Genomic DNA, 22,802 nt, shown 5'->3' with positions numbered 1-22,802 from the left:
TCCCTCCTCCCGCAACGACCGGCGGTCCCGCAACCGGCGGGGCCGCGACCGGTCGCAGGACCGTCCGGCGCCGCCGCCGGAGGTCACCAACCCGGCCGAGCTGCCCGGCGGTCCGCCGCCCGCGATCCCCGAGGGGGGCCTGCGGGTCTACGCCCTCGGCGGGATCGGCGAGATCGGCCGCAACATGACGGTCTTCGAGTACGAGGACCGGCTGATGGTCGTCGACTGCGGGGTGCTGTTCCCCAGCGACGACTCGCCCGGCGTCGACCTCATCCTCCCGGACTTCCGCGCCATCGAGCACCGGCTCGACGACATCGACGTCCTGGTCCTGACCCACGGCCACGAGGACCACATCGGCGCCGTGCCGTTCCTGCTGCGCCAGAAGCCGGACCTGCTGGTCGTGGGCTCGCGGTTCACGCTCGCGCTGGTCGCGGCCAAGTGCAAGGAGCACCGCCTCACCCCGCACCTGCTGGAGGTGAAGGAGGGCGACCGGCTGAACCACGGGCCGTGGGACTGCGAGTACTTCGCGGTCAACCACTCCATCCCGGACGCGCTGGCCGTCGCCATCCGCACCCCCGCGGGCCTGGTCCTGCACACCGGCGACATCAAGCTCGACCAGCTCCCGCTCGACGACCGGCTGACCGACCTCGCGGGCTTCTCGCGGCTCGGCGACGAGGGTGTGGACCTGTTCCTGGTCGACTCCACGAACGCGGACGTCCCCGGCTTCGTCACCCCCGAGCGGGACATCGGGCCGGTGATCTCGGACGTCTTCGCCAAGGCGCCGTCGCGGATCATCGTCGCCTGCTTCGCCTCGCACGTGCACCGCGTCCAGCAGGTGCTCGACGCCGCCGCCGCGCACGGCCGCCGGGTCTGCTTCGCGGGCCGCTCGATGGTCCGGAACATGGCGCTGGCGGGCGAGCTGGACCTGCTCAACGTGCCGGACGGGCTGCTCGTCGACCTCGACGAGGCCATGACCCTGCCGGACGACCAGCTCGTCCTGGTCTCCACCGGGTCCCAGGGCGAGCCGCTGTCCGCGCTGTCCCGGATGGCGCGCGGTGACCACCGCAGCGTCGTGATCCGGCCCGAGGACACGATCATCCTGGCCAGCTCGCTGATCCCGGGCAACGAGACCGCGATCTTCGGCGTGATCAACGGGCTGACCCGGCTCGGCGCCAAGGTGGTGCACCAGGGCAACGCGAAGGTGCACGTGTCCGGGCACTCCCCGGCCGGTGAGCTGCTGTTCCTCTACAACGCGGTGCGCCCGTCGAACGTCATGCCCGCCCACGGGGAGTGGCGCCACCTGCGCGCCAACAAGGCCCTCGCGGTGGCGACCGGGGTGCCGGAGGAGAACGTCGTGATCGCCGAGGACGGCGTGGTGGTCGACCTCGTCGACGGCCGGGCCGCGATCACCGGGCGCGTCGAGGTGGGCCGGGTGTACGTCGACGGCAACCTCGTCGGCGACATCGGGGACACCACGCTGTCGGACCGCCTGGTCCTCGGCGAGGGCGGCTTCATCTCCATCACGGTGGCGATCGACAAGCAGACCGGGCGGGCCGTCTCGCGGCCCACCCTGTCCGGCCGCGGCTTCTCGGACGACCCCAAGGCGCTCGACGCCGTGCTGCCGCTGGTCGAGGACGAGCTCTCCCGCACGGAGAACGAGAACATCACCGACCCGCACCGCGTGGCCCAGGCCGTGCGGCGGGTGGTCGGCAAGTGGGTCGGCGAGACCTACCGCCGCCGCCCCATGATCGTTCCGACGGTCATCGCGGTCTGAGCAGGGGCGCGGGAGCCGCCGTGGCGCGGCTCCCGCCCTGCCCGTGGTGGGTGCCGGCTCGACGACCGCACGTGTCGTGCGCTCAGCGCTGCATGATCACGAGTTGTGTGCGCTCAGTGCGGTCCGGGCAGCACTGTGCGCACGAAACGTGCCACCGCGGCCGGCCCGTTCCCGGCGGTGTGAGCCGGGCGGGGTGTGGCGGTCCCGGGAATCGTCGCCGCGGCCGGTTACCGTGGGCGACATGGCGGGGAGAGGGACGGCCGGGCGGACCGGCGGCGGCGAGGCGTGGGCGACGGCCGGATCCGGTCGGCCGCGCGCGTCGTCGTCGCGGTCCCGCACGCCCGCCAAGCGCACCCCGGCCAAGCGCGCACCCGCGAAGCGGGCGCCCGCCAGGAAACAGCCCGACCTGATCGACAAGGGGATCGACGCGGTCGGTCGCGGCGTCGTCAAGGCCACGCGGTCCGCGGGCCGCGCGGCCGGGCGCACCCGGGAGATCGACCCCGCCCACCGGCGGGACGGGCTGGGTGTCCTGTTCATCGTGCTCGCCGTGATCTCCGCGGCGGGGATCTGGTGGGAGGCGGGCGGCCCGGTGGGCCGCGGGTTCTCCGCCGGCGTCGGCGCGGTGTTCGGCCTGGCCGGGGCGCTCCTGCCGGTGATCCTGCTGATCGTCGGCATCGTGCTGATGACCACGCCGGCCCACCCCGAGGCCCGGCCGCGGATCGCCGTCGGCACCCTGCTGCTCACCCTCGGGGTGCTCGGCCTGATCCACCTGTTCTCCGGCTCGCCGGACGTCCCCGCCGACTGGGCCACCGGCGGCGGGGCCGTCGGGTACGTCGCCGCGACCCCGTTGGCCAGCGGGCTCACCCCGTGGGTCGCCGTGCCGGTGCTGCTGCTGCTCAGCTTCTACGCGTTCCTCGTGCTCACGGCCACGCCCGTGCGCGAGGTCCCCAACCGGGTCCGGCGGCTGCTGGGCAGGCCCGAGGTCGACCCCGAGTCCGAGGAGCCGGTCGCCGAGGAGGAGCCGGTCGCCGAGGAGGCCCCGGCCCGCAAACGCCCCGCCCGCCGCCGCCAGGCCGCCAGCGCGGAGGCGTTCGAGGACGAGCCGACGGAGCCGGAGGAGGAGTACTTCCCGGTCGAGCCCAAGCGTCCGCGCAAGGCCGCCGCGGCCCCGTCCGCCGCCGAGGAGCCGCAGGGCCCGGAGCAGGCCGAGAAGGCCGAGAAGGCCGAGAAGTCCAGGCGCGCCGTTCCCGCCCAGGTCGTCGCCACCCCGCCCGCCGAGGACCTCCCGCCCGAGGGCGAGCAGATGTCCATGGCGATCCGCGAGCCCGTCGGCGAGGGCGCGTACACGCTCCCGCCCGCGGACCTGCTGGAGACCGGGCCGCCGCCGAAGCTCCGCTCCGCCGCGAACGACGAGATGATCGAGCGCATCACCGGCGTGCTCGAGCAGTTCAACGTCGACGCCCAGGTCACCGGCTTCACCCGCGGCCCCACGGTCACCCGCTACGAGATCGAGCTGGGCCCGGCCGTGAAGGTCGAGAAGATCACCCAGCTGACGAAGAACATCGCCTACGCGGTGGCCACGGACAACGTCCGCATCCTCGCGCCCATCCCCGGCAAGTCCGCCGTGGGCATCGAGGTGCCGAACTCCGACCGCGAGATGGTCCGCCTCGGGGACGTGCTGCGTTCCGGCACCGCCCGCAGCGAGCAGCACCCGATGGTGATCGGGCTGGGCAAGGACATCGAGGGCCACTTCCTCTGCGCCAACCTCGCGAAGATGCCGCACCTGCTGGTCGCGGGCTCCACGGGCTCCGGCAAGTCCAGCTTCGTGAACTCGATGCTGGTGTCGCTGCTCCAGCGGGCCACGCCCGAGGAGGTGCGGATGATCCTCGTCGACCCCAAGATGGTCGAGCTCACGCCGTACGAGGGCATCCCGCACCTGATCACGCCCATCATCACCCAGCCGAAGAAGGCGGCGTCCGCGCTGGCCTGGCTGGTGGAGGAGATGGAGCAGCGCTACCAGGACATGCAGGCCAACCGGGTCCGCCACATCGACGACTTCAACCGCAAGGTGCGCTCCGGTGAGATCACGGCGCCGCTGGGCAGCGAGCGGGAGTACCGGCCGTACCCGTACATCCTCTGCATCGTCGACGAGCTCGCGGACCTGATGATGACGGCCCCGCGGGACGTCGAGGACGCGATCGTCCGCATCACCCAGAAGGCCCGGGCCGCGGGCATCCACCTGGTCCTGGCCACGCAGCGCCCGTCCGTGGACGTCGTCACCGGCCTGATCAAGACGAACGTGCCGAGCAGGCTGGCGTTCGCCACGTCGTCGCTCACGGACTCGCGGGTCATCCTGGACCAGCCGGGCGCCGAGAAGCTGATCGGCATGGGCGACGGGCTCTACCTGCCGATGGGCGCGTCCAAGCCGGTCCGCATGCAGGGCGCGTACATCTCGGACGAGGAGATCGCCGAGGTCGTCGGGTTCACCAAGGACCAGGCGGAGCCGACGTACCTCGAGGGCGTCACCGCGCAGAAGCAGGGCGAGGCCAAGGAGATCGACCCGGACATCGGGGACGATCTCGAGGTGCTCGTGCAGGCGGCCGAGCTGATCGTCACGTCGCAGTTCGGCTCGACGTCGATGCTGCAGCGGAAGCTGCGGGTGGGCTTCGCGAAGGCGGGCAGGCTGATGGACCTGCTCGAGACCCGCGGGATCGTCGGGCCGTCCGAGGGATCGAAGGCGCGCGAGGTCCTGATCAAGCCGGACGAGCTCGAGAGCGTCATCTGGCTGCTGCGCGGCGGCGGCGGAGAAGCCCCTTCCGACACGGAAGATTGAAGCTTCTACCAGCGCAAACGTGTGTCATTCGGCTCCGCTGAGTGGCCGTTCGCCGTAACCCCGTGTGGTTGCCCCCACAACCGGGCGTCCGGCGTCACCGTTTCGTGATGTCTCATGGTTGAGTGCTCCCCGGCACTCGCACGGCGGAAGGGCACGCATGTTCTGGAGCAAGCGCGGCAGGGGTTCGCGACGCAGCGACACGGGGCGCAACGCCCTCGTCCCGATCCCACTCACCGGCGGCCTGCTCAGCGGTCAGGTGCAGGACGGCGAGGGGCGACCGCTGGCCGGCGCCCAGGTCTCGGTGCTCGACCGGACCAGCACCCGCATCGTCAACGCGGACACCGACCCGTTCGGCTACTTCACCGCCGCGCTCGTCCCCGGCCAGTACCGGGTGCGCGCCGAGGCAGGCGGGTACCGGGGCAACGGCGGCACGATCGAGGTCGAGTGGGGCAAGCACGCCGAGCTCGGCGTCGTCCGGCTCGACCCGGACGAGTCGCTGACCCCGCCCCCGCCCGGGGTCTTCGCGATCGACCCGGACCACTCCTCGGTCCGCTTCGTCGCCCGGCACATCGGTATGTCGCGGGTCTACGGCCGGTTCAACACCTTCCGCGGCCAGATCCGGATCGCCGAGCCGTTCGAGGACTCGGCCGTGGACGTGGTGATCGAGACGGCCAGCGTCGACACGAACGTCGACGCGCGGGACACCCACCTGCGCTCCGCGGACTTCCTCGACGTGGAGCGCTTCCCGCAGATGCGCTTCTCCTCGACCCGCTTCCGGCGCGGGGTGGGCAACCGCTGGCTCGTCGACGGCGACCTCACGCTGCACGGCCTGACCAGCGACGTCCAGCTGGACGTCATGTTCCTCGGCATGGCCGAGTGGAACGGTCAGCGGGCGGGCGCGGTCGCCACGACCGAGCTGCACCGCGAGCACTTCACGCTGAACTGGCAGCAGACCATCAGCCGGGGCGTCCCGGTCGTCGGGTCGACGATCGAGGTCACCCTGGACGTCCAGGGGGTCCGGCAGTAGGGCCGTGACACTCAGCTGAAGCCGTGCTGCCGCCACGCCTCGTAGACGGCGACGGCGGCGGCGTTCGCCAGGTTCAACGACCGGGAGCCGGGCACCATCGGGATCCGGACCCGGTCGGTGGCCCGGGCCTGGACCGCGGGCGGCAGGCCGCTCGACTCGGACCCGAACAGCAGCACGTCGCCCGGCTCGTACGCGAGGTCGGTGTGGAGCCGGGTCGCCGTCGTGGTGAAGGCCAGGATGCGCGCGGGCGCGGTGGCGCGTTCCAGGTCGTCGAACGTCGCGTGGACCCGCAGGTCCGCGAGCTCGTGGTAGTCCAGGCCCGCCCGCCGGACGTTGCGCTCGTCGAGCGCGAACCCCAGCGGCTCGACGAGGTGCAGCTCGGCACCGGTGTTGGCGGCGAGCCGGATCGCGTTGCCCGTGTTGGGCGGGATCTCGGGGGCGTGGAAGGCGATCCGGAACACGCGAGGTTCGTACCACCCCCACGCTGCGGGGGTTCGGTCAGGCGGAGTTCGGTCAGGCGCTGCGGCGTTCGGCGAGCCAGCCCGTGGCGGTCTGGCCTGCGAGGTCGCGGAAGTCCCGGGCGAGGTGGGGCTGGTCCGCGTAGCCGCAGGTCGCGGCGGTGTCGGCGAGCGTGCGGCCGGTGCGGAGCAGGTCGCAGGCGCGTTCGAAGCGGATCACCCGGGCCGCGGACTTCGGGGTCAGGCCGGTCTCGTCGCGGAAGCACAGCGCGAGGTGGCGGCGGCTCCAGCCGATCTCCTCGGCCAGCTCCGCGATCCGCAGGGTGCCGCCGGTCGCGGTGAGCCGGTGCCAGGCGTACGCCACCTCGGGCCGGGGATCGGGTCGGCGGGCGTCCGCGGCGAGCCGGGCGAGCGCGGCGTCGAGCAGGGCGAACCGGCTCCGCCAGGTCGGGGCCTCGGCGAGACGGGCCCGCAGCCGGTCGGCGCGGGCGCCGATCAGATCGTCCAACCCGACGACGTCGCCGGTCAGCGCGCTCGCCGGGGTCCCGAGCAGCACCCGGGCGCCCAACCAGGTGAGCCGCAGCTGCAGACCGGTCTGCGCGGCCCCGGTGGTGATCACCGCCGGGGCGTCGTGCAGGCCGCCCACCATGCTGGTGAACGAGCCGGGGCTGCGGTCCGGGTCCGGCATCCGGGTGATGTCGACGGTCCCCTCCAGGCACAGCAGGAACGTCAGGTGTCCGCCGGCGACCCCCATGTGGACCCCGGGTGCGGCCGCGGGCATCCGGTAGCCCGAGTACAGGTCGACCAGCGGGCGCAGGGCCGGTGCGGGTCGTGCCCACACCAGCTCCCCGCCCTCCGTCATGCTGCAGGAGGGTAGCGCGCGTCCGAGTCAGACGGCGTACATCCGGACCCAGTCGACCTCCAGCCGGGCGGGGGCGTTCCCGCGGCCGGCGTCGTCGTAGTTGTCGAGCTGGATCGTCAGGTGGCCGCTCGGCATGGCCTGGATCGGGGCCCGGCCGCCCGGCCCGGCGCCACCGCTGAAGGAGAACCACTGCTCGCCGTCGATGAACCCGCGGACGTGCTCCGGCGTCCATTCGAAGGCGATCGTGTGCCACTCGGACAGCGGGGCGCCGCAGTCGGTCTCGCCGGCGAACTCCTGCTGGACGGGCAGGGTCGGGTGCGGGTAGTGCAGCCAGGCCTCGGCGCACGCGGCGCCGGGGGAGGAGTTCTCGAGGAAGTCGTACTCGCCGTCCGCGGGCCACTTCTCCGAGTCCGGCCAGACGATCAGCACCGGGTGGTAGGGGGAGGCCCCGCTCCCGGTCTGCAGGCTGCGCACCCGCATCTCCCAGCGGCCGTACTGCGTGCCGTGCGTGCTGGCCAGCCAGCCGGTGTCGCCGTTCGCGAGGCCGGTCTCGACGAGCACCCCGTTCTCGACGGTGGTGCGCGAGGCGCAGCGCCGTCCGTTGCCGGTGTGGCCGGGCCAGCACTCGCCCGCCTGCACCCACTTCGCCGGGTCGGGGGCGCCGGGCCGGTCGAACTCGTCGGACGCGGGGAGCGGGGTCCCCCATCCGTAGCGCTCCGCGGCGGTGAGCGGGACGGGACGGACCCCGGGGTCGTCGGGACCGTGGGTGGGTGGCGTGGTGGTCGGTGGCGTGGTGACCGGCGTGGTGGTGGTCGGTGGCGTGGTGACCGGCGGGGTGGTGGTGACCGGGGTGGTGGTGACCGGCGGGGTGGTGACCGGGGTGGTGGTGACCGGCGGGGTGGTGGTGACCGGCGGAGTGGTGGTCGGCGTCGGTGTGGCCGGAGTGGTGGTCGGCGCGACCGGCGACGTCGTGGGCACGGGCGGGGTGGTCGTCGGCGCCGCGGTGGTGGGCGGGGTCGTGACCGGCGGTGCCGGGTGGTCGACGGTGCCCACGACGACGGGGACGGGTGCGGGCTCGACCGGTCGGTAGCTGCACATCGTCACCGCGAACGGCGCGGGACCGGCCTGGTCGACCGCGACGGCGATCTCCGCGCGGGCGGCGTGCTCGGGGGCGAGGAAGCGGTCCCCGACCCGGGTGTAGCGCTCGCCGCCCCGGACCGTGACCCACTGCCCGCGGGCGCGGCCCAGCGCGGTGTCGTTCGCGTCGAACCAGGTCGCTTCGAGCCGGGCGGCGCTGTCCGCGGTGCTGCGCAGGTCGACGGTGAGGTCCCAGGACCCCGCTCCCGAGACCGCCCGGTCCGGTGCGTGGACCAGGGTCCGGGCCTCGGCGGGGTGCACCACGAGCTCGTGACCGGCCACGATGTGGGCGGTCGTGGCGACCCGGCTGCCGTCGTCCCCCGGGACCGTGGACCATCCGGCCGCATCGGTGGCGAGGACCGGGTTGCCGCACCCGTTGCCGGGGGTGCCGCTCACCGCGACGCGCTGCGGGACGGGGACGCTCGCGGCGGACACGCCGACGACGCAGGCGAGCAGGGCGAACGAGGACAGCACGGACACACCCGTGCGACGCAGTGAGGTCGACATCCTTCTTCCCGGACGGTGGGGTGCGGCGGCACGCGGGGGACGGCCGACGCCGGGGAGCGTCCACACGCGACGGTGGCCGCGGGTGGACGGGGATGATCATGGACCTCGTCCGCGTCACGGTCTGCCACCGTTCGGGTGACGGATGTGGCTGTTGTGACTCTGGTGACGGCTACGACAGCTCCGACGCCCGGCGGGCGCCACGCTCTCGCAGCCAGGTGACCACGTCGGTCGCGCCGCGGCGTTCGGCGGCGTCCAGCGGGGTGCAGCGCTCCCACTCCGGCAGCCGGTCGAGCCCGGCGCCCTGCGCGAGCAGCAGCTGCGCGGCGGCGAGGCTCCCGCCGTGGCAGGCGTACCAGAAGCAGAGATCGACGTCCTCCACCGCGGCGATGCGGTCGAGCATGCCGAGCGCCGCGGCCTCGGCCTGGCGCACGCGCGCCCCGCGCTCGACCAGCCGTCGGGCGGCCCGGTGCTGCCCGAACGCCACGGCGTCCGACAGGGGGGTGCCGTCCGCGATCACGGCTCCGTCGGCGTCGATGTCCGCGCCCGCGTCGAGCAGGGCGTCGAGCAGCGGGACGTCGTCGTTGCTCGCCGCCCAGTGCAGCGGGGTCTCGCGGTGGAATCCCACGAAGCGCGCGTCCACGTCCGCGCCCGCGTCCAGCAGCACGCCGAGCATCTCGACCGCCCACGCCCGGTGCCCCGGGTGGTCGGCCAGGACGTGGAGCAGGGTGCGGTGCCCGTCGGGGCGCGCGGTGGCCAGGGCCGGGTCGGCCGCGAGCAGGGCTGCCAGCTCCTCGAGCGCCCCCGCCCGCACGGCCTCGACGGCGTTCACAGCGTCAGCATCATGCGGACGTTGCCGAGGGTGTTCGGCTTGACGTGCGCGAGATCGAGGAACTCCGCCACACCGGCATCGTAGGAGCGCAGCATCGCGGCGAACACCTCCTGGGACACGGGGGTGCCGTCGATCTCGACGAACCCGTGCCTGCCGAAGAAGTGCTTCTCGAAGGTCAGCACGAACAGCCTGCGCAGCCCGAGCTCGCGGGCGCCGTCGATCAGCGCGGAGACGATCGCGTGCCCGACCCCCTTCCCGAGGGTCGACGGGTGGACCGCCACCGTGCGGATCTCGCCCAGGTCCTCCCACAGCACGTGCAGCGCGCCGCAGCCGACGACCTCGCCGTCCACCTCGGCGACCAGGAACTCCGGGACCGCCTCGTAGAGGGTGACGATCTCCTTGGCCAGCAACACCTTGCCCGCGTAGTTGTCCACGAGGGACTTGATCGTCACGACGTCGGCGGTGCGGGCCCGCCGGACGGCCACCACTGCCATGGCGACGCACCTTAGTGCCCCGGCCGGGAAGGGCGACACCGCGCTCGGCGGGCTCCCGTCTACCCTGATGGCCGTGACTTCCCCCGCCTCGCCGCGTCGCGCGGCCCTGCTGACGCTGGGCTGTGCCCGCAACGAGGTCGACTCCGAGGAGCTGGCGGGTCGGCTCGCCGGCTCCGGCTGGGAGCTGGCGGAGGCGGACGAGGCGGACGTCATCGTCGTCAACACCTGCGGGTTCGTCGAGCAGGCGAAGAAGGACTCGATCGACACGCTGCTGTCGGCGTCGGACGTGGCGGCGAACCGGGGCGCGAAGGTCGTCGCGGTGGGCTGCATGGCCGAGCGGTACGGCAAGGAGCTGGCCGAGTCCCTCCCGGAGGCGGACGCGGTGCTCGGCTTCGACGCCTACCCCGACCTGGCCGAGCGCCTCCAGGACGTGCTCGACGGACACGCCCCGGTCTCGCACGTCCCCGTCGACCGCCGCACGCTGCTGCCGATCGCGCCCGTCGAGCGGCAGGCGTCCGAGCGGGCGATCCCGGGCCACGACTGGGTCCCGCGGGCCCGGCTGCAGGACGGTCCGGTGGCGTCGCTGAAGCTCGCCAGCGGCTGCGACCGGCGCTGCGCCTTCTGCGCCATCCCCTCCTTCCGCGGATCGTTCGTCTCCCGCGCACCCGAGGAGGTGCTCGCCGAGGCCGCCTGGCTGGCCCGCGAGGGCGTCCGCGAGCTGGTGCTGGTCAGCGAGAACTCGACGTCCTACGGCAAGGACCTCCCCGGCGGCACCCGCGCGCTGGTGGGCCTGCTGCGCGACCTGGCCGCGATCGACGGGATCGAGCGCGTGCGGGTCAGCTACCTGCAGCCCGCCGAGACCCGTCCGGACCTCGTCGAGGTCATCGCGACCACCGACGGGATCGCGCCGTACTTCGACCTGTCGTTCCAGCACTCGTCGAACGCGGTGCTGCGGCGGATGCGCCGGTTCGGCTCCACCGAGGACTTCCTCTCGCTCTGCACGCGGATCCGCACGCTCGCCCCGGAGGCGGGCATCCGCAGCAACGTGATCGTCGGGTTCCCGGGGGAGACCGAGGAGGACCTGGCCGAGCTCGAGACGTTCCTGACCGGCGCGCGGATGGACGCCGTGGGCGTCTTCGGCTACTCCGACGAGGACGGCACCGAGGCCGCGGGCTACGACGGCAAGATCGACCCCGAGGAGGTGGCCGCGCGCGTCGCGCGGATCACCGCCCTCGTGGACGAGCTCATGGCGCAGCGGGCCGAGGAGCGGATCGGCACCGGGGTCGTCGTGCTGGTGGAGACCGAGGAGTCGGACACCGAGGACGCCGTGGGGCGGGCCGCGCACCAGGCGCCGGAGGTCGACGGCGAGTGCGTGTTCGAGGCGGGGGACGTCGAGCTGGTGCGGGGGTCCTTCGTGCGGGCCGAGGTCGTCGACTCCGAGGGCGCGGACCTGGTCGTGCGGGCGCTCGAGGTGCTGGTCGAGGCGCCCGGGCTCGTCGCGGCGGCAGGCGGATGAGTGCCGTGCCGGCGGGGGAGCAGGCCTCCCCGCTGCCGGAGGCGCCGATCCTGAACCTGGCGAACGTCCTGACCGGGGTCCGGATCCTGATCGTCCCGTTCTTCCTGGCGGCGCTGCTGACGTCCGACGGCACGGACGTCACCTGGCGGTTCATCGCCGCCGTCCTCTTCGCCGTCGCGGCCATCACGGACCGGTTCGACGGCGAGATCGCCCGCAGGCGCGGCCTCGTGACCTCGTTCGGCAAGATCGCCGACCCCATCGCGGACAAGGCGCTGATGGGCGCGGCGTTGATCGGGCTCTCGCTGCTGGGGATCGTGTACTGGTGGGTGACCGTCCTGATCCTCGGCCGTGAGATCGGCATCACGCTGATGCGGTTCTGGGTGCTCCGCTTCGGGGTCATCCCGGCCAGCCGCGGCGGCAAGCTCAAGACCCTGGTGCAGACGTTCGCGATCGGGCTCTACCTGCTGCCGCTGCCCGAGGTGTCGTCGGTCGAGATCGTCCGGTGGACGTTCATGGCCGCGGCGGTCGTGCTGACCGTCGGGACGGGCGTGGACTACGTCGCCCGCGCGCTGCGGCTGCGGCGGACCGCGGTGCGCCCGCACTGACCGCACCGACTGCACCGACCGCACGGACTGCACGGACCCGCTCGGTCGCCCGCCTCGCTGTTCGCCCACAGCGGACGGGTCGTACGGGGGCACGCGAGGGCCGGACCCGATACGGTGGAGGGCACGGACGAGAGGGGTGGGCACATGGCTCTGCTGCTGCGTGAGGCGATCGGTGGCAGTCTTCGGCGCGCCCGCACCCTGCGGAAGCGCACGCTGCGAGACGTCTCTCGCGCCGCCCGGGTCAGCCTCGGCTACCTCTCCGAGGTCGAGCGCGGGCGCAAGGAGCCCTCGAGCGAGCTGCTGGCGGCGATCTGCGAGGCGCTGGACATCTCGCTCGCCGACCTGTTGACCGAGGTCGTCGAGGACATGACCGCCGTCGAGTTCGTCGGGCGCACGGAGACGCTGGTCCCGATCGGGCAGCGGCACACCGACCTGCGGCTGGCGCCGGTGCGCTCCGCGATGTCGGGTCGGCCCGGTACCCCGGTGGCGTCCGCGGCCTGAGAGCTTCCTGAGGCATTGTCCGGTTGGTCCGGATCTGCGCGCCCCTGCGCGCGACGACCGGTAGCCTGGAGCCCAGGGTCGCCCCGACGGCGGCCTCCGGACGATCCCCGATATCGTCCGTGCGCGGTGGCGGCAGCCCACGTCGCGATGCCACGATGGCGGTCGCGGGGGGACACGCGGTCCGCTCGACCGGTTTTCGCACTCGGAGGTAGGCGGAGCAGATGGCCAACGGTTTCACAAAGGCCTGGAAGTACCTGATGGCCCTGTTCTCGTCGAAGGTCGACGAGTACGCGGACCCCAAGGTGCAGATCCAGCAGGCCATCGAGGATGCGCAGCGCCAGCACCAGGCACTCTCGCAGCAGGCGGCGGCCGTGATCGGCAACCAGCGCCAGCTCGAGATGAAGCTCAACCGGCAGCTGGGGGAGATCGAGAAGCTGCAGGCCTCGGCGCGGCAGGCGCTGGTCCTGGCCGACCAGGCGCGGGCGCAGGGCGACGAGGTCAAGGCCGGGCAGTACGAGCAGGCGGCGCAGGCCACGGCGACCCAGCTCGTCACGGCCGAGCAGTCGGTCGAGGACCTGAAGACCCTGCACGACCAGTCGATCGGCGCGGCCGCGCAGGCCAAGCAGGCCGTCGAGCGCAACGCCATGCAGCTGCAGACCAAGATCGCCGAGCGCACCAAGCTGCTCAGCCAGCTCGAGCAGGCCAAGATGCAGGAGCAGGCCGCCAAGTCGCTCCAGCAGATGACCGAGCTCTCGGCGCCGGGGAACACCCCGTCGCTCGAGGAGGTCCGCGACAAGATCGAGAAGCGCTACGCCAACGCGGTGGGTGCCTCGGAGCTCGCGTCGAACTCCGTGCAGGGCCGCATGCTCGAGGTCCAGCAGGCGACCGTCGACATGGCGGGTGCCTCGCGGCTGGACCAGATCCGCGCCTCGATGGCGGGCAACTCGATCACCGGCGGCGAGAAGCCCACGCAGCAGATCCCGGCGTCGCCGCAGAGCTCGCCGCAGACCCAGCAGCAGCCCGGCACCGCCTGATCCACGACGAACGGCGCTTTCGCTCACTAGGTGTGAGCGGAAGCGCCGTTCGTGTGTTCGGCCCCCGAGCAGCGAGGCGGCGCGTTGGTTCACACCTCGTGAGCGAGGGCGCCGTTCACCGGGCGGCGGCCTGGCCCTGGCGGCGGCTCAGCGACGGCGGGTGCGGGGGCGCGTGGGGGCCGGGGCGGGGCCCTGTTGGCAGCGCGGGCACCAGTAGGCGGGGCGGGCGTAGACCCCCGCACCCTGCTCGGCGATCTGGATCCGGGTGCGACAGCGGCGGCACGGGCGGTTGCCGCGCTCGAACACCCAGTGTGCCTCGTTCGGGTGCAGCGATCCCGTGGTGGTCTGCTCGGGGCGGTCCGCGTTGGACAGCAGCAGCTTCCGGGACAGGGCGATCACCCCCGGGAGGTCGGGCGTGTCGCGCACCAGGGTCCACGGCGTGAGCCCCAGCAGGAAGCACACCTCGGTCTTGTAGAGGTTCCCGACGCCCGCCATCACCCGCTGCTCCAGCAACACCAGCCCGAGCTCGTGATCGCCCCGCGCCCGCATCCGGCGCAGCGCCTCCGCCTCGTGCGCAGGGCCCCAGGCGGGATCGAGCAGATCGGGGCCCAGGTGCCCGACGAGCCGGTCCTCCTCCGCCGTGGGCAGCAGCTCCAGGTCGTGCAGCGCGAACCCGACCGCGACCCGCTCGGGCACCTCCAGCACCGCCCGCGCCTCGTACTCGGGTCGCCGCCAGCGCATGCCGGGGCGGTAGAGGTGCCAGGAGCCGTCCATCCGGAAGTGCGAGTGCAGGCTGGTGCCGTCGTCGAAACGCGTGAACAGGTGCTTGCCCACCGAGGCCACCCCGGTCACGCCGACGCCGCTCAGGTCGACCGCCGCGAGCCGCGGGTGCCGGATCTCCCCGCGGACCAGCGTCTGCCCGGCCAGCGCCGCGTGCAGCCGCTTCCCGGCCAGGTACACGGTGTCCCCTTCAGGCACGCGTCCGAACCTACCGGCGACCGCACCGCTCGGCGATTCCGACGGCGCGGGTACACGTTTCGTGCTCTCAACGCTGCTCGATCCGCGAAAGTGTGCGCTCGGCGCGGTTGGCACAGCGCTCTCGGCGCACAACCGGTGATCATGCAGCGCTGAGAGCACGAAACGTGCACCCGCCCGGGACGCGCCACGGCACCCGCAACGCCGGCGCTGGTAGCGTCGCTGAGGTGAGAGGGATGGGCTGGGTCGTGGCGCTGCTCGCGCTGTCAGTGGCCGGGTTCGCGCTCACCGCCGCCGAGCCGTCGGTGCTGGTCGGGATCGTGGGGGCCGCGCTGTTCGCGCTCGGGTTCGCCCGGGTCGCCGCGCCGAGCCGCCTGGCCGGGCCGCCCGCCGTCGTCGCGCGGCATCGGCACCACCGCGATCCCGGACGTCGGGTTCCGCGGCTCCTCGACCCGGACGCCCCGGGTCGCACTCGCGCACGTGCTCCGTCGGGTCCCCTCCCGGCGGTGTAGCCAGTCCGCTCCACCGCCGGTGTGTCCCTGACACCCCGACCGGAGGAGACCCGTGCTCGACTTCCTGTACTACCCCGTGTCCGCCGTGCTCTGGTTCTGGCACCAGGTGTTCGGCCTGGTCCTGGGCCCCGACGACGGCGTGGCCTGGGCCCTCGCCGTGATCTTCCTGGTGCTCACGCTCCGGACCCTGATGATCAGGCCGGCGCTGAGCCGACTGCGCTCGGCACACCGCATGCGCGCGCTCGCCCCGCGGCTCACCGAGCTGCGCGCGCGCCACCGCGACGATCCGCAGAAGCTCGTCGCCGAGACGCGCGCGCTGCAGGCCGAACACGGTGTGTCGGCCTTCGGCGGGATGGCCTCCGCCCTGCTGCAGGCGCCGGTGTTCCTGGCACTGCTGCACGTCCTGCGCTACTTCAACCGCCCCGGCCTCACCTTCGAGCAGAACGCCGCCATCCCCAACTACGTGTTCGGCCCCGACGAGGTCCGCTCGTTCCTCGAGGCGCGGCTGTTCGGCGCCCCGCTGTCGGCGTACGTGACCATGCCGCAGTCGCTGCTGGACTCGTTCGGCGGCGCGTCGGTCACGTCGTGGCAGGTGCTGGCGGTGGCGCTTCCGCTGGCAGTGCTCGCCGCCGTCGCCACGCACGTCACGGCGCGGCGCTCGCTGCGCACCCAGCCCGACGCCCCGCGGATCATGCGCGCGCTGCCGTGGGTGTTCCCGCTCGGTGCGCTGGCGAGCGTGCCGTTCCTGCTGGTCGCGGTGCTCGTGTACTGGCTGGCGAACAACGGGTGGACCCTCGTCGAGCAGCACGTGCTCGGGTGCATCGTGGAGCGCGAGGTCGTGGTGGTGCCGGACGCGGTCGCGCCACGCCCGCCGGCCCGCGCACCGAAGCCCGGTCAGAAGCCGGTTCGACGACGGTCGTAGCGTGGGCCGCGTGCGAACCGTCCGCGTGCTCGTCCTCGTGCTCGCCCTCGCCCTGCTCGGCGGGTGCGGGGCGGCGACCACGCACACCGCGAGCTCGGGCGGTGGGCCGAGTGCCACCCTGCCCGCCCTGCGCACCAAGCTGGCCGCGCTGTCGTCGGACGAGTGCGTGACGCAGCCCGGCGCGCAGGCCTACCCGAACTGCGGGCGGTTCGTGCGCGAGGTCCAGAACGTGGTGCCGGCGGCGCGGGCCGAGAGTGGGTCGGTCGCGTCGCCGGACGCGCTGACCCGCGCGGCGGACGCCGTCGACGCGGCCGTGAACCGCCTCGCCCAGGACTCGTGCGTCGGGAACGGCGGGGCCCCGGCAGGCGGCCCGGACGCCTGCGGCCCGGACCTCACGGCGTTGCAGGCCTCGTTCGCGGACCTGGTCACCGCGGTCGGATAGCGGGGTCTGTCCGGTCTGTCCGACCTGCGGAAACACGCGAAACGGACGTTCGCGTACCGCCGCAGGCGCGCCGCGCGCGGGGAGCATGATGATCCTCGGTCGACGGGAGGGGCGGAAGCGGATGCGGGCGGTGCTCGGTCTGGTGGTGGCGGTCGTGCTCGGGTTGGGCGTGCTCGTCGGGGTGCGCTCGCCCGCGGTCGCCGGGGTGCTCGGATCGGACGGGCTCGTGCCCGTCGCCGAGCCCGCCGCGCCGGACCACGCGCCCACGCCGATCGTGCACGTGACCCCGGCGTCGGACCTGAACCCGACGACGCCGATCACCGTGACCGTCGCCGACGGCACCGCGCAGGCCGTGCGGGTCACGGACCCGAAGGGCAAGGCCGTCGAGGGCACCCTCGCACCGGACGGCCGGACGTGGACCTCCACCGGCGAGCTCGCCTACGCGACGACGTACGCCGTGGGTGTGGACACCCTCGACCGCGACCGCGCGCCCGGCCACACCGACGCCACGGTCACGACGATCGCGCCGAAGGCCCAGGCCTACCCCTCGTTCGTGCCCGCGCCGAACTCCGTCCCGTCGGTGGGCGTCGGCCAGCCGCTGGTCGTGCGCTTCGACCACCCCATCACCGACCGCGCCGCCGCCGAGAAGGCGCTCACGGTCACCACCAGCCCCGTCCAGGTCGGGGCCTGGTACTGGATCTCGGACACCGAGGTGCACTACCGGGCCGCGCAGTACTGGCAGGCGGGCACCACGATCACGCTGAAGGCCGCGATGTTCGGCGTCGACCTCGGGGACGGCGTCTACGGCTCCACCGACCGCACCCTGAAGCTGGCGGTGCACGACGCCTGGGTCGCCAAGGCCGACGGCGCCACCGAGCAGATGCAGATCTTCGACAACGGCGCCCTGGTCAAGACCATGAACATCAGCCTCGGCGCGCCCGGGTTCCCGTCGCACACCGGCCCGCACGTGATCTCCGACAAGCAGCCGTCGATCATCATGGACTCCTGCACCTACGGTGTCTGCGCCGGTCAGCCCGGCTACTACAAGGAGAAGGTCGACCTGGACCTGCGCATCTCCAACGACGGGGAGTTCGTGCACTCCGCCCCGTGGTCGGTCGGGCAGCAGGGCAACGAGAACGTCTCGCACGGCTGCGTGAACCTCGCGCCCGCCGACGCCCAGTGGTTCTTCGACCACTTCGGCATCGGGGACGTCGTCGAGATCACGAACTCCGGGGGCCCGCCGCTGCCGGTCTACGACACCTACGGCGACTGGGAGCTCAGCTGGGCCCAGTGGCAGACGGGCTCCTGAGCACCGAGGCCAGGTGCGCGCCCAGCACCCGTAGGCCGAGCGCGAGCGGCGGCTCAGCACCCTGAGCTGGGCCCCTGACGCTTGGGACGCCCAAGCGTCACGCCGTCACCCGGCCCTTTGACGCGTGGGGCGCCCAAGCGTCGCTCAGTGATGCTTGGGGCGCCCAAGCGTCACGCCGTCGCCCGGCCCTTTGACGCGTGGGACGCCCAAGCGGCACCCGCCGCCCGCGCCCCTTGACGCGTGGGACGTCCACGCGGCGCTCAGGCCCGCAGGCGCAGTCCCTTCGGGGTGACGCGGAAGCCCGCCTCGGTCAGCACCTCCGCCAGCGCGGAGCCCAGTGCGCCGCCGCCGTCCGCCCGTTCGACGGCCAGCGAGCCGAGCCAGCCCTCGTGCACGGCGCCTGCCAGCGCCTGGGCGGCCGCGCTCAGCTCGTCCTGGTCGGTGGTGAAGGACAGCAGGGACTTGCCGCCGCGCTCGACGTACAGCGCCGGTGCCCCGTCGACCAGCACCACCAGCGCGCCCGCCTTGCGGGCCGGGCGGTGCTTGGCGTCCCCGACCGTGGCGGGCCAGGGGAGGGCCGCGCCGTAGGGCTGAGCGGGATCGGCCGCCGCGAGCACGACCCGGGACAGCCTGCCCTCGCCGGGCTGCTGCTCGACCGGGGAGGCCCCCACGTCCGGGTTCGACAGCGCCCGCACCCGGTCGATGGCACCGGGGACCGCGAACTGCGCCGCACCCAACCCCTCGACGACGTACCCGCGGCGCACCCGCCCGGAGTCCTCCATCGCCCGCAGCACCTTGTAGACCCCGGCGAACCCGCCGGACACGCGCTCGGTGCCCAGTGCGCCCCGGGTGAGCACGCCGTGGCGCTCCAGGAACGCCTCGGCCTTCGCGTGGGCGCGCCGGGTGGCGTCCGCCTCGCGGTCCACGGCGAGGGCCCAGCGACCCCCGACGGACGGCGGCCCGGTGCGGCTGGGCAGCTGCGGCCTGCCCGCACGGAGCTGGGCGTACCGGCCGCGGCCCGCGGTGCGGCGGGTGCGGTGCGCGGGCCCGCCCCGCCGGGACCCGCCCCCGCTGAGCCGGGCACGCAGCGGGCCGAGGGTGTCGTTGGTGAGCAGCCCGGCCCACACGAGGTCCCAGATCGCGGTGACCACGGCCTCGTCCGTCGGGGCCTCCTCGCCCTGCGCCACGAGACCCTGTCCCGCCAGGTCCGCCAGCCCGCGGAAGAACAGCGCCCCGCCGCCCACCGCGGGCTCCTCCAGATCGGGCTTGCCGAGCGCGGCGAGCAGCGCCCGGTGCAGCGGGGTGCCCGCGATCTCCGGGTCGGGCTCGGGCAGCAGCAGGTCCGCCACGTCCGCGGGGGCCACCGCGAGCCAGCCGTCGCTGCCGGCGAGCGGCCCGCAGCCGGTCCAGGTGACCTCGCCCGCCGCGGTCAGCTCGTCCAGCAGGGCCGGGGTGTAGCCCGGCAGCCGGGCGGGCAGGATCAGCGACTCGAGCGCGCTGGCGGGCAGCGGCGCCCCCGCCAGCTGCTCGACCACGCCGAGCACGTCCTCCGCGCCGGGTGCCCGCCGCATGCGGCCGCGCCGTTCCGGACGCTCCGCCGAGCCGGTCTGCACGCCCTGCCACGCCGGCAGGAACCGCCCCAGCGCCCGCTGCTCCACGGGCTCGACCTCGGCCCGCAGCCGCGCGAGCGAGGCCCGCCGCAACCGCCGCAGCACCTCCGCGTCGCAGTACTCGACCACGCCGTCCGCGCCCCCGGCGGCCTGCGGGCGCAGCTCGCCCTTCACCACCCGGCCGAGCCCGGTGAGCCGGTCCAGCACGCCCGCGACCACCGCGACGCCGAGCCCGAACCGCGCCGCGCACTCGGCGGCGGTGAACGGGCCGTGCGTGCGGGCGTAGCGCAGCACCAGGTCACCGAGGGGATCGGGCACCGGCTCGGTGAACGTCTCGGGCACGCCGACGGGCAGCGGGGCGCCGAGCGCGTCCCGTACCCGGCCCGCGTCCTCGATCGCGACGAAGCGCTCCTCGCCCGCGATGCGGACCCGGATGGCGCGGCGCTGGGCCTCCAGCTCGGCCAGCCACGCCGGGTCGACGCCGCGGGCGCGCCCGTCCGCCACCGAGAGGTCCCCGATGAAGCGCAGCAGGTCGGCCGCCCCCTCGACGTCCTTCGCGTGCCGGTCCGGCGCCGTGCGCTGCAGGGAGGCCTCGACCTCGGCCAGCACCTCGGGATCGAGGAGCTCGCGGATGGCCTCCGAGCCCAGCAGCTCGGCGAGCAGCGTGGAGTCCAGCGACAACGCCGCCGCCCGCCGCTCGGCCAGCGGCGCGTCCAGCTCGTAGAGGAACATCCCGATGTAGCCGAACAGCAGGCTGCGGGCGAAGGGCGAGGGCTGCGGCGTCTGCAGCTCGACGACCTTGACCTTGCGGGACTGCACGTCCGCCATGAGATCTCGCAGGCCCGGCAGGTCGTAGACGTCCTGCACGCACTCTCGCATGGCTTCGAGGGTGATCGGGAACTGCTCGTACTTGCCCGCGACCGCCAGCAGCTGGGCCGACCGCTGGCGCTGCTGCCACAACGGGCTGCGCCGCTTGGGGTCGCGGCGCGGCAACAGCAGGGCCCGGGCGGCGCACTCGCGGAAGCGGGACGCGAACAGCGAGGACCCGCCCAGCTCGCCGACCACGATCTGCTCGACCTCGCCGGGCTCGAGCAGCACGTCCTCCGCGGAGGGCATGATCTCGGTGCCCGCCTCGTCCAGCGCGTCCGGCAGCCGCAGGACGATCCCGTCGTCCGCGCCCGCCGCCTGCACCTCGACGCCGCGCCGCTCCCGCATCCGGGCCGCGATGGCGAGCGCCCACGGCCCGTTGACCTGCGCACCGAAGGGGGAGTGCACCACGAGCCGCCAGTCGCCCAGCTCGTCTCGGAAGCGCTCCACCAGGATCGTGCGGTCGCTCGGGACGTGGCGGGTGGCCTCCTGCTGTTCGCGCAGGTAGGCGACCAGGTTGTCGATCGCCCACTCGTCCAGGCCCGCCGCCGCGGCGCGGGCCCGGGCCTCGGCGTCCGACAGGCCCGCCATCTCCCGGACGAACGCGCCGATCGCGCGCCCCAGCTCGAGCGGGCGGCCGATCGACTCGCCCTTCCAGAAGGGCATGCGCGCGGGCTCGCCCGGCGCGGGGGTGACGATCACGCGGTCGTGCGTGATGTCCTCCACCCGCCAGCTCGACGTGCCGAGCAGGAACGTGTCGCCCACGCGCGACTCGTAGACCATCTCCTCGTCCAGCTCGCCGACGCGGGAGCCGGCGCCGTCCGCACCGCCCGGCGTCATGACGGTGAACAGGCCGCGGTCGGGGATCGTGCCGCCGGAGGTGACCGCCAGCCGCTGGGCGCCGGGGCGGCCCTTGAGCTCGTCGGTGACCCGGTCCCAGGTGATCCGGGCCCGCAGCTCGCCGAACTCCTCCGACGGGTAGCGGCCCGCGAGCATGTCCAGCACCGAGTGCAGGGCGGAGTCCGGCAGCGCCGCGAACGGCGCCGCCCGCCGGATGACCGCGGCGAGGTCCGACAGCTGCCACGGCTCCAGGGCGACCATCGCCACGATCTGCTGGGCCAGCACGTCCAGCGGGTTGCGCGGGTAGCGCATCGACTCGATGGCACCGGCGGTCATCCGCTCGGCCACCACCGCGCAGGACACCAGGTCCCCGCGGAACTTGGGGAACACCACGCCCTGGGAGACCGCGCCGACCTGGTGCCCGGCGCGGCCGACCCGCTGGAGCCCCGAGGACACCGACGGCGGCGCCTCGACCTGCACCACGAGGTCCACGGCGCCCATGTCGATGCCCAGCTCGAGGCTGGACGTGGCGACCACGCACGGCAGCCGCCCCGACTTGAGCTCCTCCTCGACCAGGGTGCGCTGCTCGCGCGACATGGACCCGTGGTGGGCCTTCGCGACGACCGGGGGCGCGCCCCCGCCGACCCCGGACTGGCCGATGGCCTCCGCGGGGAACCGGTCGAGATCGACGGCTCCGGGGGCCGCCTCCTCCGCCTCCTCGGCGGCCAGCTCGTTCAGCTTCGCGGTGAGCCGCTCGGCCAGTCGCCGGGAGTTGGCGAAGACGATCGTGGACCGGTGCTCCCGGACGAGCTCCAGCAGCCGCCGCTCCACCGCGGGCCAGATGGAGGGCCGCTGGGCGCCCCCGGCCGCCGATCCGATGACCTCCTCGTCCGCACTGCCCGGCTGGGGCAGCTCGCCCAGCGCGGCGAGGTCCGGCACGGGCACCTCGACCCGCACCTCGATCGTCTTGGGGGTCTTCGGCTGCACGATCTCGACCGGGCGCGCCCCGGACAGGAACGTGGACACCTCGTCCAGCGGGCGCACCGTGGCCGACAGCCCGATCCGCTGGGCCGGCCGCTCGAGCAGCTCGTCCAGCCGCTCGAGGGAGACGGCCAGGTGCGCGCCGCGCTTGGTGCCCGCGACGGCGTGCACCTCGTCGAGGATCACCGTCTCCACCCCGCGCAGCGACTCCCGCGCGGCCGAGGTGAGCAGCAGGAACAGCGACTCCGGGGTGGTGACCAGCACGTCCGGCGGGGTGCGGGCGAACTGCCGCCGCTCGTCCGCCGGGGTGTCCCCGGTCCGCATGCCGACGGTGATGTCCGGCGCGGCATCGCCGAGCCGCACCGACTCCTGCCGGATGCCGGTCAGCGGGGCGCGCAGGTTGCGCTGCACGTCCACCGCCAGCGCCTTGAGCGGCGAGACGTAGAGGATCCGGCAGCGCCGCTTCGTCGGTGCGGGCGGCGAGGACGCCAGCCGGTCGAGTGCCCAGAGGAAGGCGGCGAGGGTCTTACCCGACCCGGTCGGCGCCACGACCAGCGCGTTGCGCCCCGCCTGCGCGGCACTCCACGCGCCCTCCTGGGCGGCCGTGGGCGCGGCGAAGGCGCCCCGGAACCAGCCCCGGGTGGCGGGGGAGAAACCGTCCAGTGCGCTCACCCCGACCACTATGCCGTCGACCCCCGACAGTTTCCCGTCGACCGAGCACGAGCCGGACGCCCACCGCCGCCAGCGCCACCCCCGGGACCGCCCAG

At 73.8% G+C, this 22,802-nt stretch carries 18 protein-coding genes; 11 read left to right on the top strand and 7 right to left on the bottom strand.

The features are described from left to right. Positions 1-100 precede the first annotated feature (100 nt). From L3X23_RS14885 to L3X23_RS14875, 3 genes are all read left to right on the top strand, one after another. Complete coding sequence (locus L3X23_RS14885) at positions 101-1,774, top strand: ribonuclease J (RefSeq protein ID WP_237198032.1); 1,674 nt, start codon at positions 101-103, stop codon at positions 1,772-1,774. A 241-nt stretch (positions 1,775-2,015) separates the two neighbouring features. Further along, positions 2,016-4,607 carry a DNA translocase FtsK gene (locus tag L3X23_RS14880; protein WP_237192778.1) on the top strand — a complete coding sequence of 864 codons (2,592 nt, stop codon included), beginning with the start codon at positions 2,016-2,018 and terminating at the stop codon, positions 4,605-4,607. Positions 4,608-4,764: 157 nt separating this feature from the next. Continuing rightward, positions 4,765-5,634: a YceI family protein gene (locus L3X23_RS14875; protein ID WP_237192777.1), complete on the top strand. Its 870-nt coding sequence runs from the start codon at positions 4,765-4,767 to the stop codon at positions 5,632-5,634. 11 nt (positions 5,635-5,645) lie between these two features. Here L3X23_RS14875 and L3X23_RS14870 read toward each other — a convergent pair whose 3' ends face one another. From L3X23_RS14870 to L3X23_RS14850, 5 genes are all read right to left on the bottom strand, one after another. Then, the gene (locus tag L3X23_RS14870; protein ID WP_237192776.1) at positions 5,646-6,095 is read right to left on the bottom strand and encodes a tRNA (cytidine(34)-2'-O)-methyltransferase; all 450 of its coding nucleotides are present in this window, start codon (positions 6,093-6,095) and stop codon (positions 5,646-5,648) included. A gap of 52 nt (positions 6,096-6,147) precedes the next feature. After that, positions 6,148-6,954 (bottom strand): helix-turn-helix transcriptional regulator, encoded by an 807-nt coding sequence (locus L3X23_RS14865; RefSeq protein ID WP_237192775.1) that lies wholly within the window; start codon positions 6,952-6,954, stop codon positions 6,148-6,150. Between the two features lie 27 nt (positions 6,955-6,981). Then, positions 6,982-8,598, bottom strand: coding sequence for a glycoside hydrolase family 16 protein (locus L3X23_RS14860; protein WP_237192774.1), 1,617 nt, complete (start codon positions 8,596-8,598; stop codon positions 6,982-6,984). 169 nt (positions 8,599-8,767) lie between these two features. Continuing rightward, positions 8,768-9,427 carry an ankyrin repeat domain-containing protein gene (locus tag L3X23_RS14855; RefSeq protein ID WP_237192773.1) on the bottom strand — a complete coding sequence of 220 codons (660 nt, stop codon included), beginning with the start codon at positions 9,425-9,427 and terminating at the stop codon, positions 8,768-8,770. Next, positions 9,424-9,921 (bottom strand): amino-acid N-acetyltransferase, encoded by a 498-nt coding sequence (locus L3X23_RS14850; protein ID WP_093079146.1) that lies wholly within the window; start codon positions 9,919-9,921, stop codon positions 9,424-9,426. The genes L3X23_RS14855 and L3X23_RS14850 overlap by 4 nt, the downstream gene beginning before the upstream one ends. A gap of 67 nt (positions 9,922-9,988) precedes the next feature. Between L3X23_RS14850 and rimO the strand changes: the two genes are divergently transcribed. The 4 genes from rimO to L3X23_RS14830 all read left to right on the top strand — a co-directional run bounded on the left by rimO (position 9,989) and on the right by L3X23_RS14830 (position 13,577). After that, positions 9,989-11,437: a 30S ribosomal protein S12 methylthiotransferase RimO gene (gene rimO / locus L3X23_RS14845; RefSeq protein ID WP_237192772.1), complete on the top strand. Its 1,449-nt coding sequence runs from the start codon at positions 9,989-9,991 to the stop codon at positions 11,435-11,437. Next, a complete protein-coding gene (pgsA, locus tag L3X23_RS14840) occupies positions 11,434-12,042 on the top strand; it encodes a CDP-diacylglycerol--glycerol-3-phosphate 3-phosphatidyltransferase (RefSeq protein WP_237192771.1) in 609 nt (202 codons plus the stop codon). The genes rimO and pgsA overlap by 4 nt, the downstream gene beginning before the upstream one ends. 144 nt (positions 12,043-12,186) lie before the next feature. Then, on the top strand, positions 12,187-12,543 hold the full coding sequence (locus L3X23_RS14835; RefSeq protein ID WP_093079131.1) for a helix-turn-helix domain-containing protein: 357 nt from the start codon (positions 12,187-12,189) through the stop codon (positions 12,541-12,543). A gap of 221 nt (positions 12,544-12,764) precedes the next feature. Then, positions 12,765-13,577: a PspA/IM30 family protein gene (locus tag L3X23_RS14830; RefSeq protein WP_237192770.1), complete on the top strand. Its 813-nt coding sequence runs from the start codon at positions 12,765-12,767 to the stop codon at positions 13,575-13,577. Positions 13,578-13,724: 147 nt separating this feature from the next. Here L3X23_RS14830 and L3X23_RS14825 read toward each other — a convergent pair whose 3' ends face one another. Next, the gene (locus tag L3X23_RS14825; RefSeq protein WP_237192769.1) at positions 13,725-14,555 is read right to left on the bottom strand and encodes a DNA-formamidopyrimidine glycosylase family protein; all 831 of its coding nucleotides are present in this window, start codon (positions 14,553-14,555) and stop codon (positions 13,725-13,727) included. A 233-nt stretch (positions 14,556-14,788) separates the two neighbouring features. Between L3X23_RS14825 and L3X23_RS14820 the strand changes: the two genes are divergently transcribed. From L3X23_RS14820 to L3X23_RS14805, 4 genes are all read left to right on the top strand, one after another. After that, positions 14,789-15,064, top strand: coding sequence for a DUF6412 domain-containing protein (locus tag L3X23_RS14820; protein ID WP_237192768.1), 276 nt, complete (start codon positions 14,789-14,791; stop codon positions 15,062-15,064). Between the two features lie 52 nt (positions 15,065-15,116). After that, positions 15,117-15,986: a membrane protein insertase YidC gene (yidC, locus tag L3X23_RS14815; protein WP_237192767.1), complete on the top strand. Its 870-nt coding sequence runs from the start codon at positions 15,117-15,119 to the stop codon at positions 15,984-15,986. 10 nt (positions 15,987-15,996) lie between these two features. Then, positions 15,997-16,428, top strand: a complete 432-nt coding sequence (locus tag L3X23_RS14810; protein ID WP_237192766.1) for a hypothetical protein — start codon at positions 15,997-15,999, stop codon at positions 16,426-16,428. Positions 16,429-16,516: 88 nt separating this feature from the next. Next, positions 16,517-17,737 carry an Ig-like domain-containing protein gene (locus L3X23_RS14805; RefSeq protein ID WP_237192765.1) on the top strand — a complete coding sequence of 407 codons (1,221 nt, stop codon included), beginning with the start codon at positions 16,517-16,519 and terminating at the stop codon, positions 17,735-17,737. A gap of 260 nt (positions 17,738-17,997) precedes the next feature. Here L3X23_RS14805 and L3X23_RS14800 read toward each other — a convergent pair whose 3' ends face one another. Then, positions 17,998-22,707, bottom strand: coding sequence for an ATP-dependent helicase (locus L3X23_RS14800; RefSeq protein WP_237192764.1), 4,710 nt, complete (start codon positions 22,705-22,707; stop codon positions 17,998-18,000). Positions 22,708-22,802: the final 95 nt, after the last annotated feature.

It is taken from the genome of Pseudonocardia sp. WMMC193, assembly GCF_021728735.1.
Lineage (GTDB): Bacteria > Actinomycetota > Actinomycetes > Mycobacteriales > Pseudonocardiaceae > Pseudonocardia > Pseudonocardia oroxyli.
Note: the sequence above shows the minus strand (reverse complement) of the source record. Positions and strands in the feature narration are given on the sequence as shown.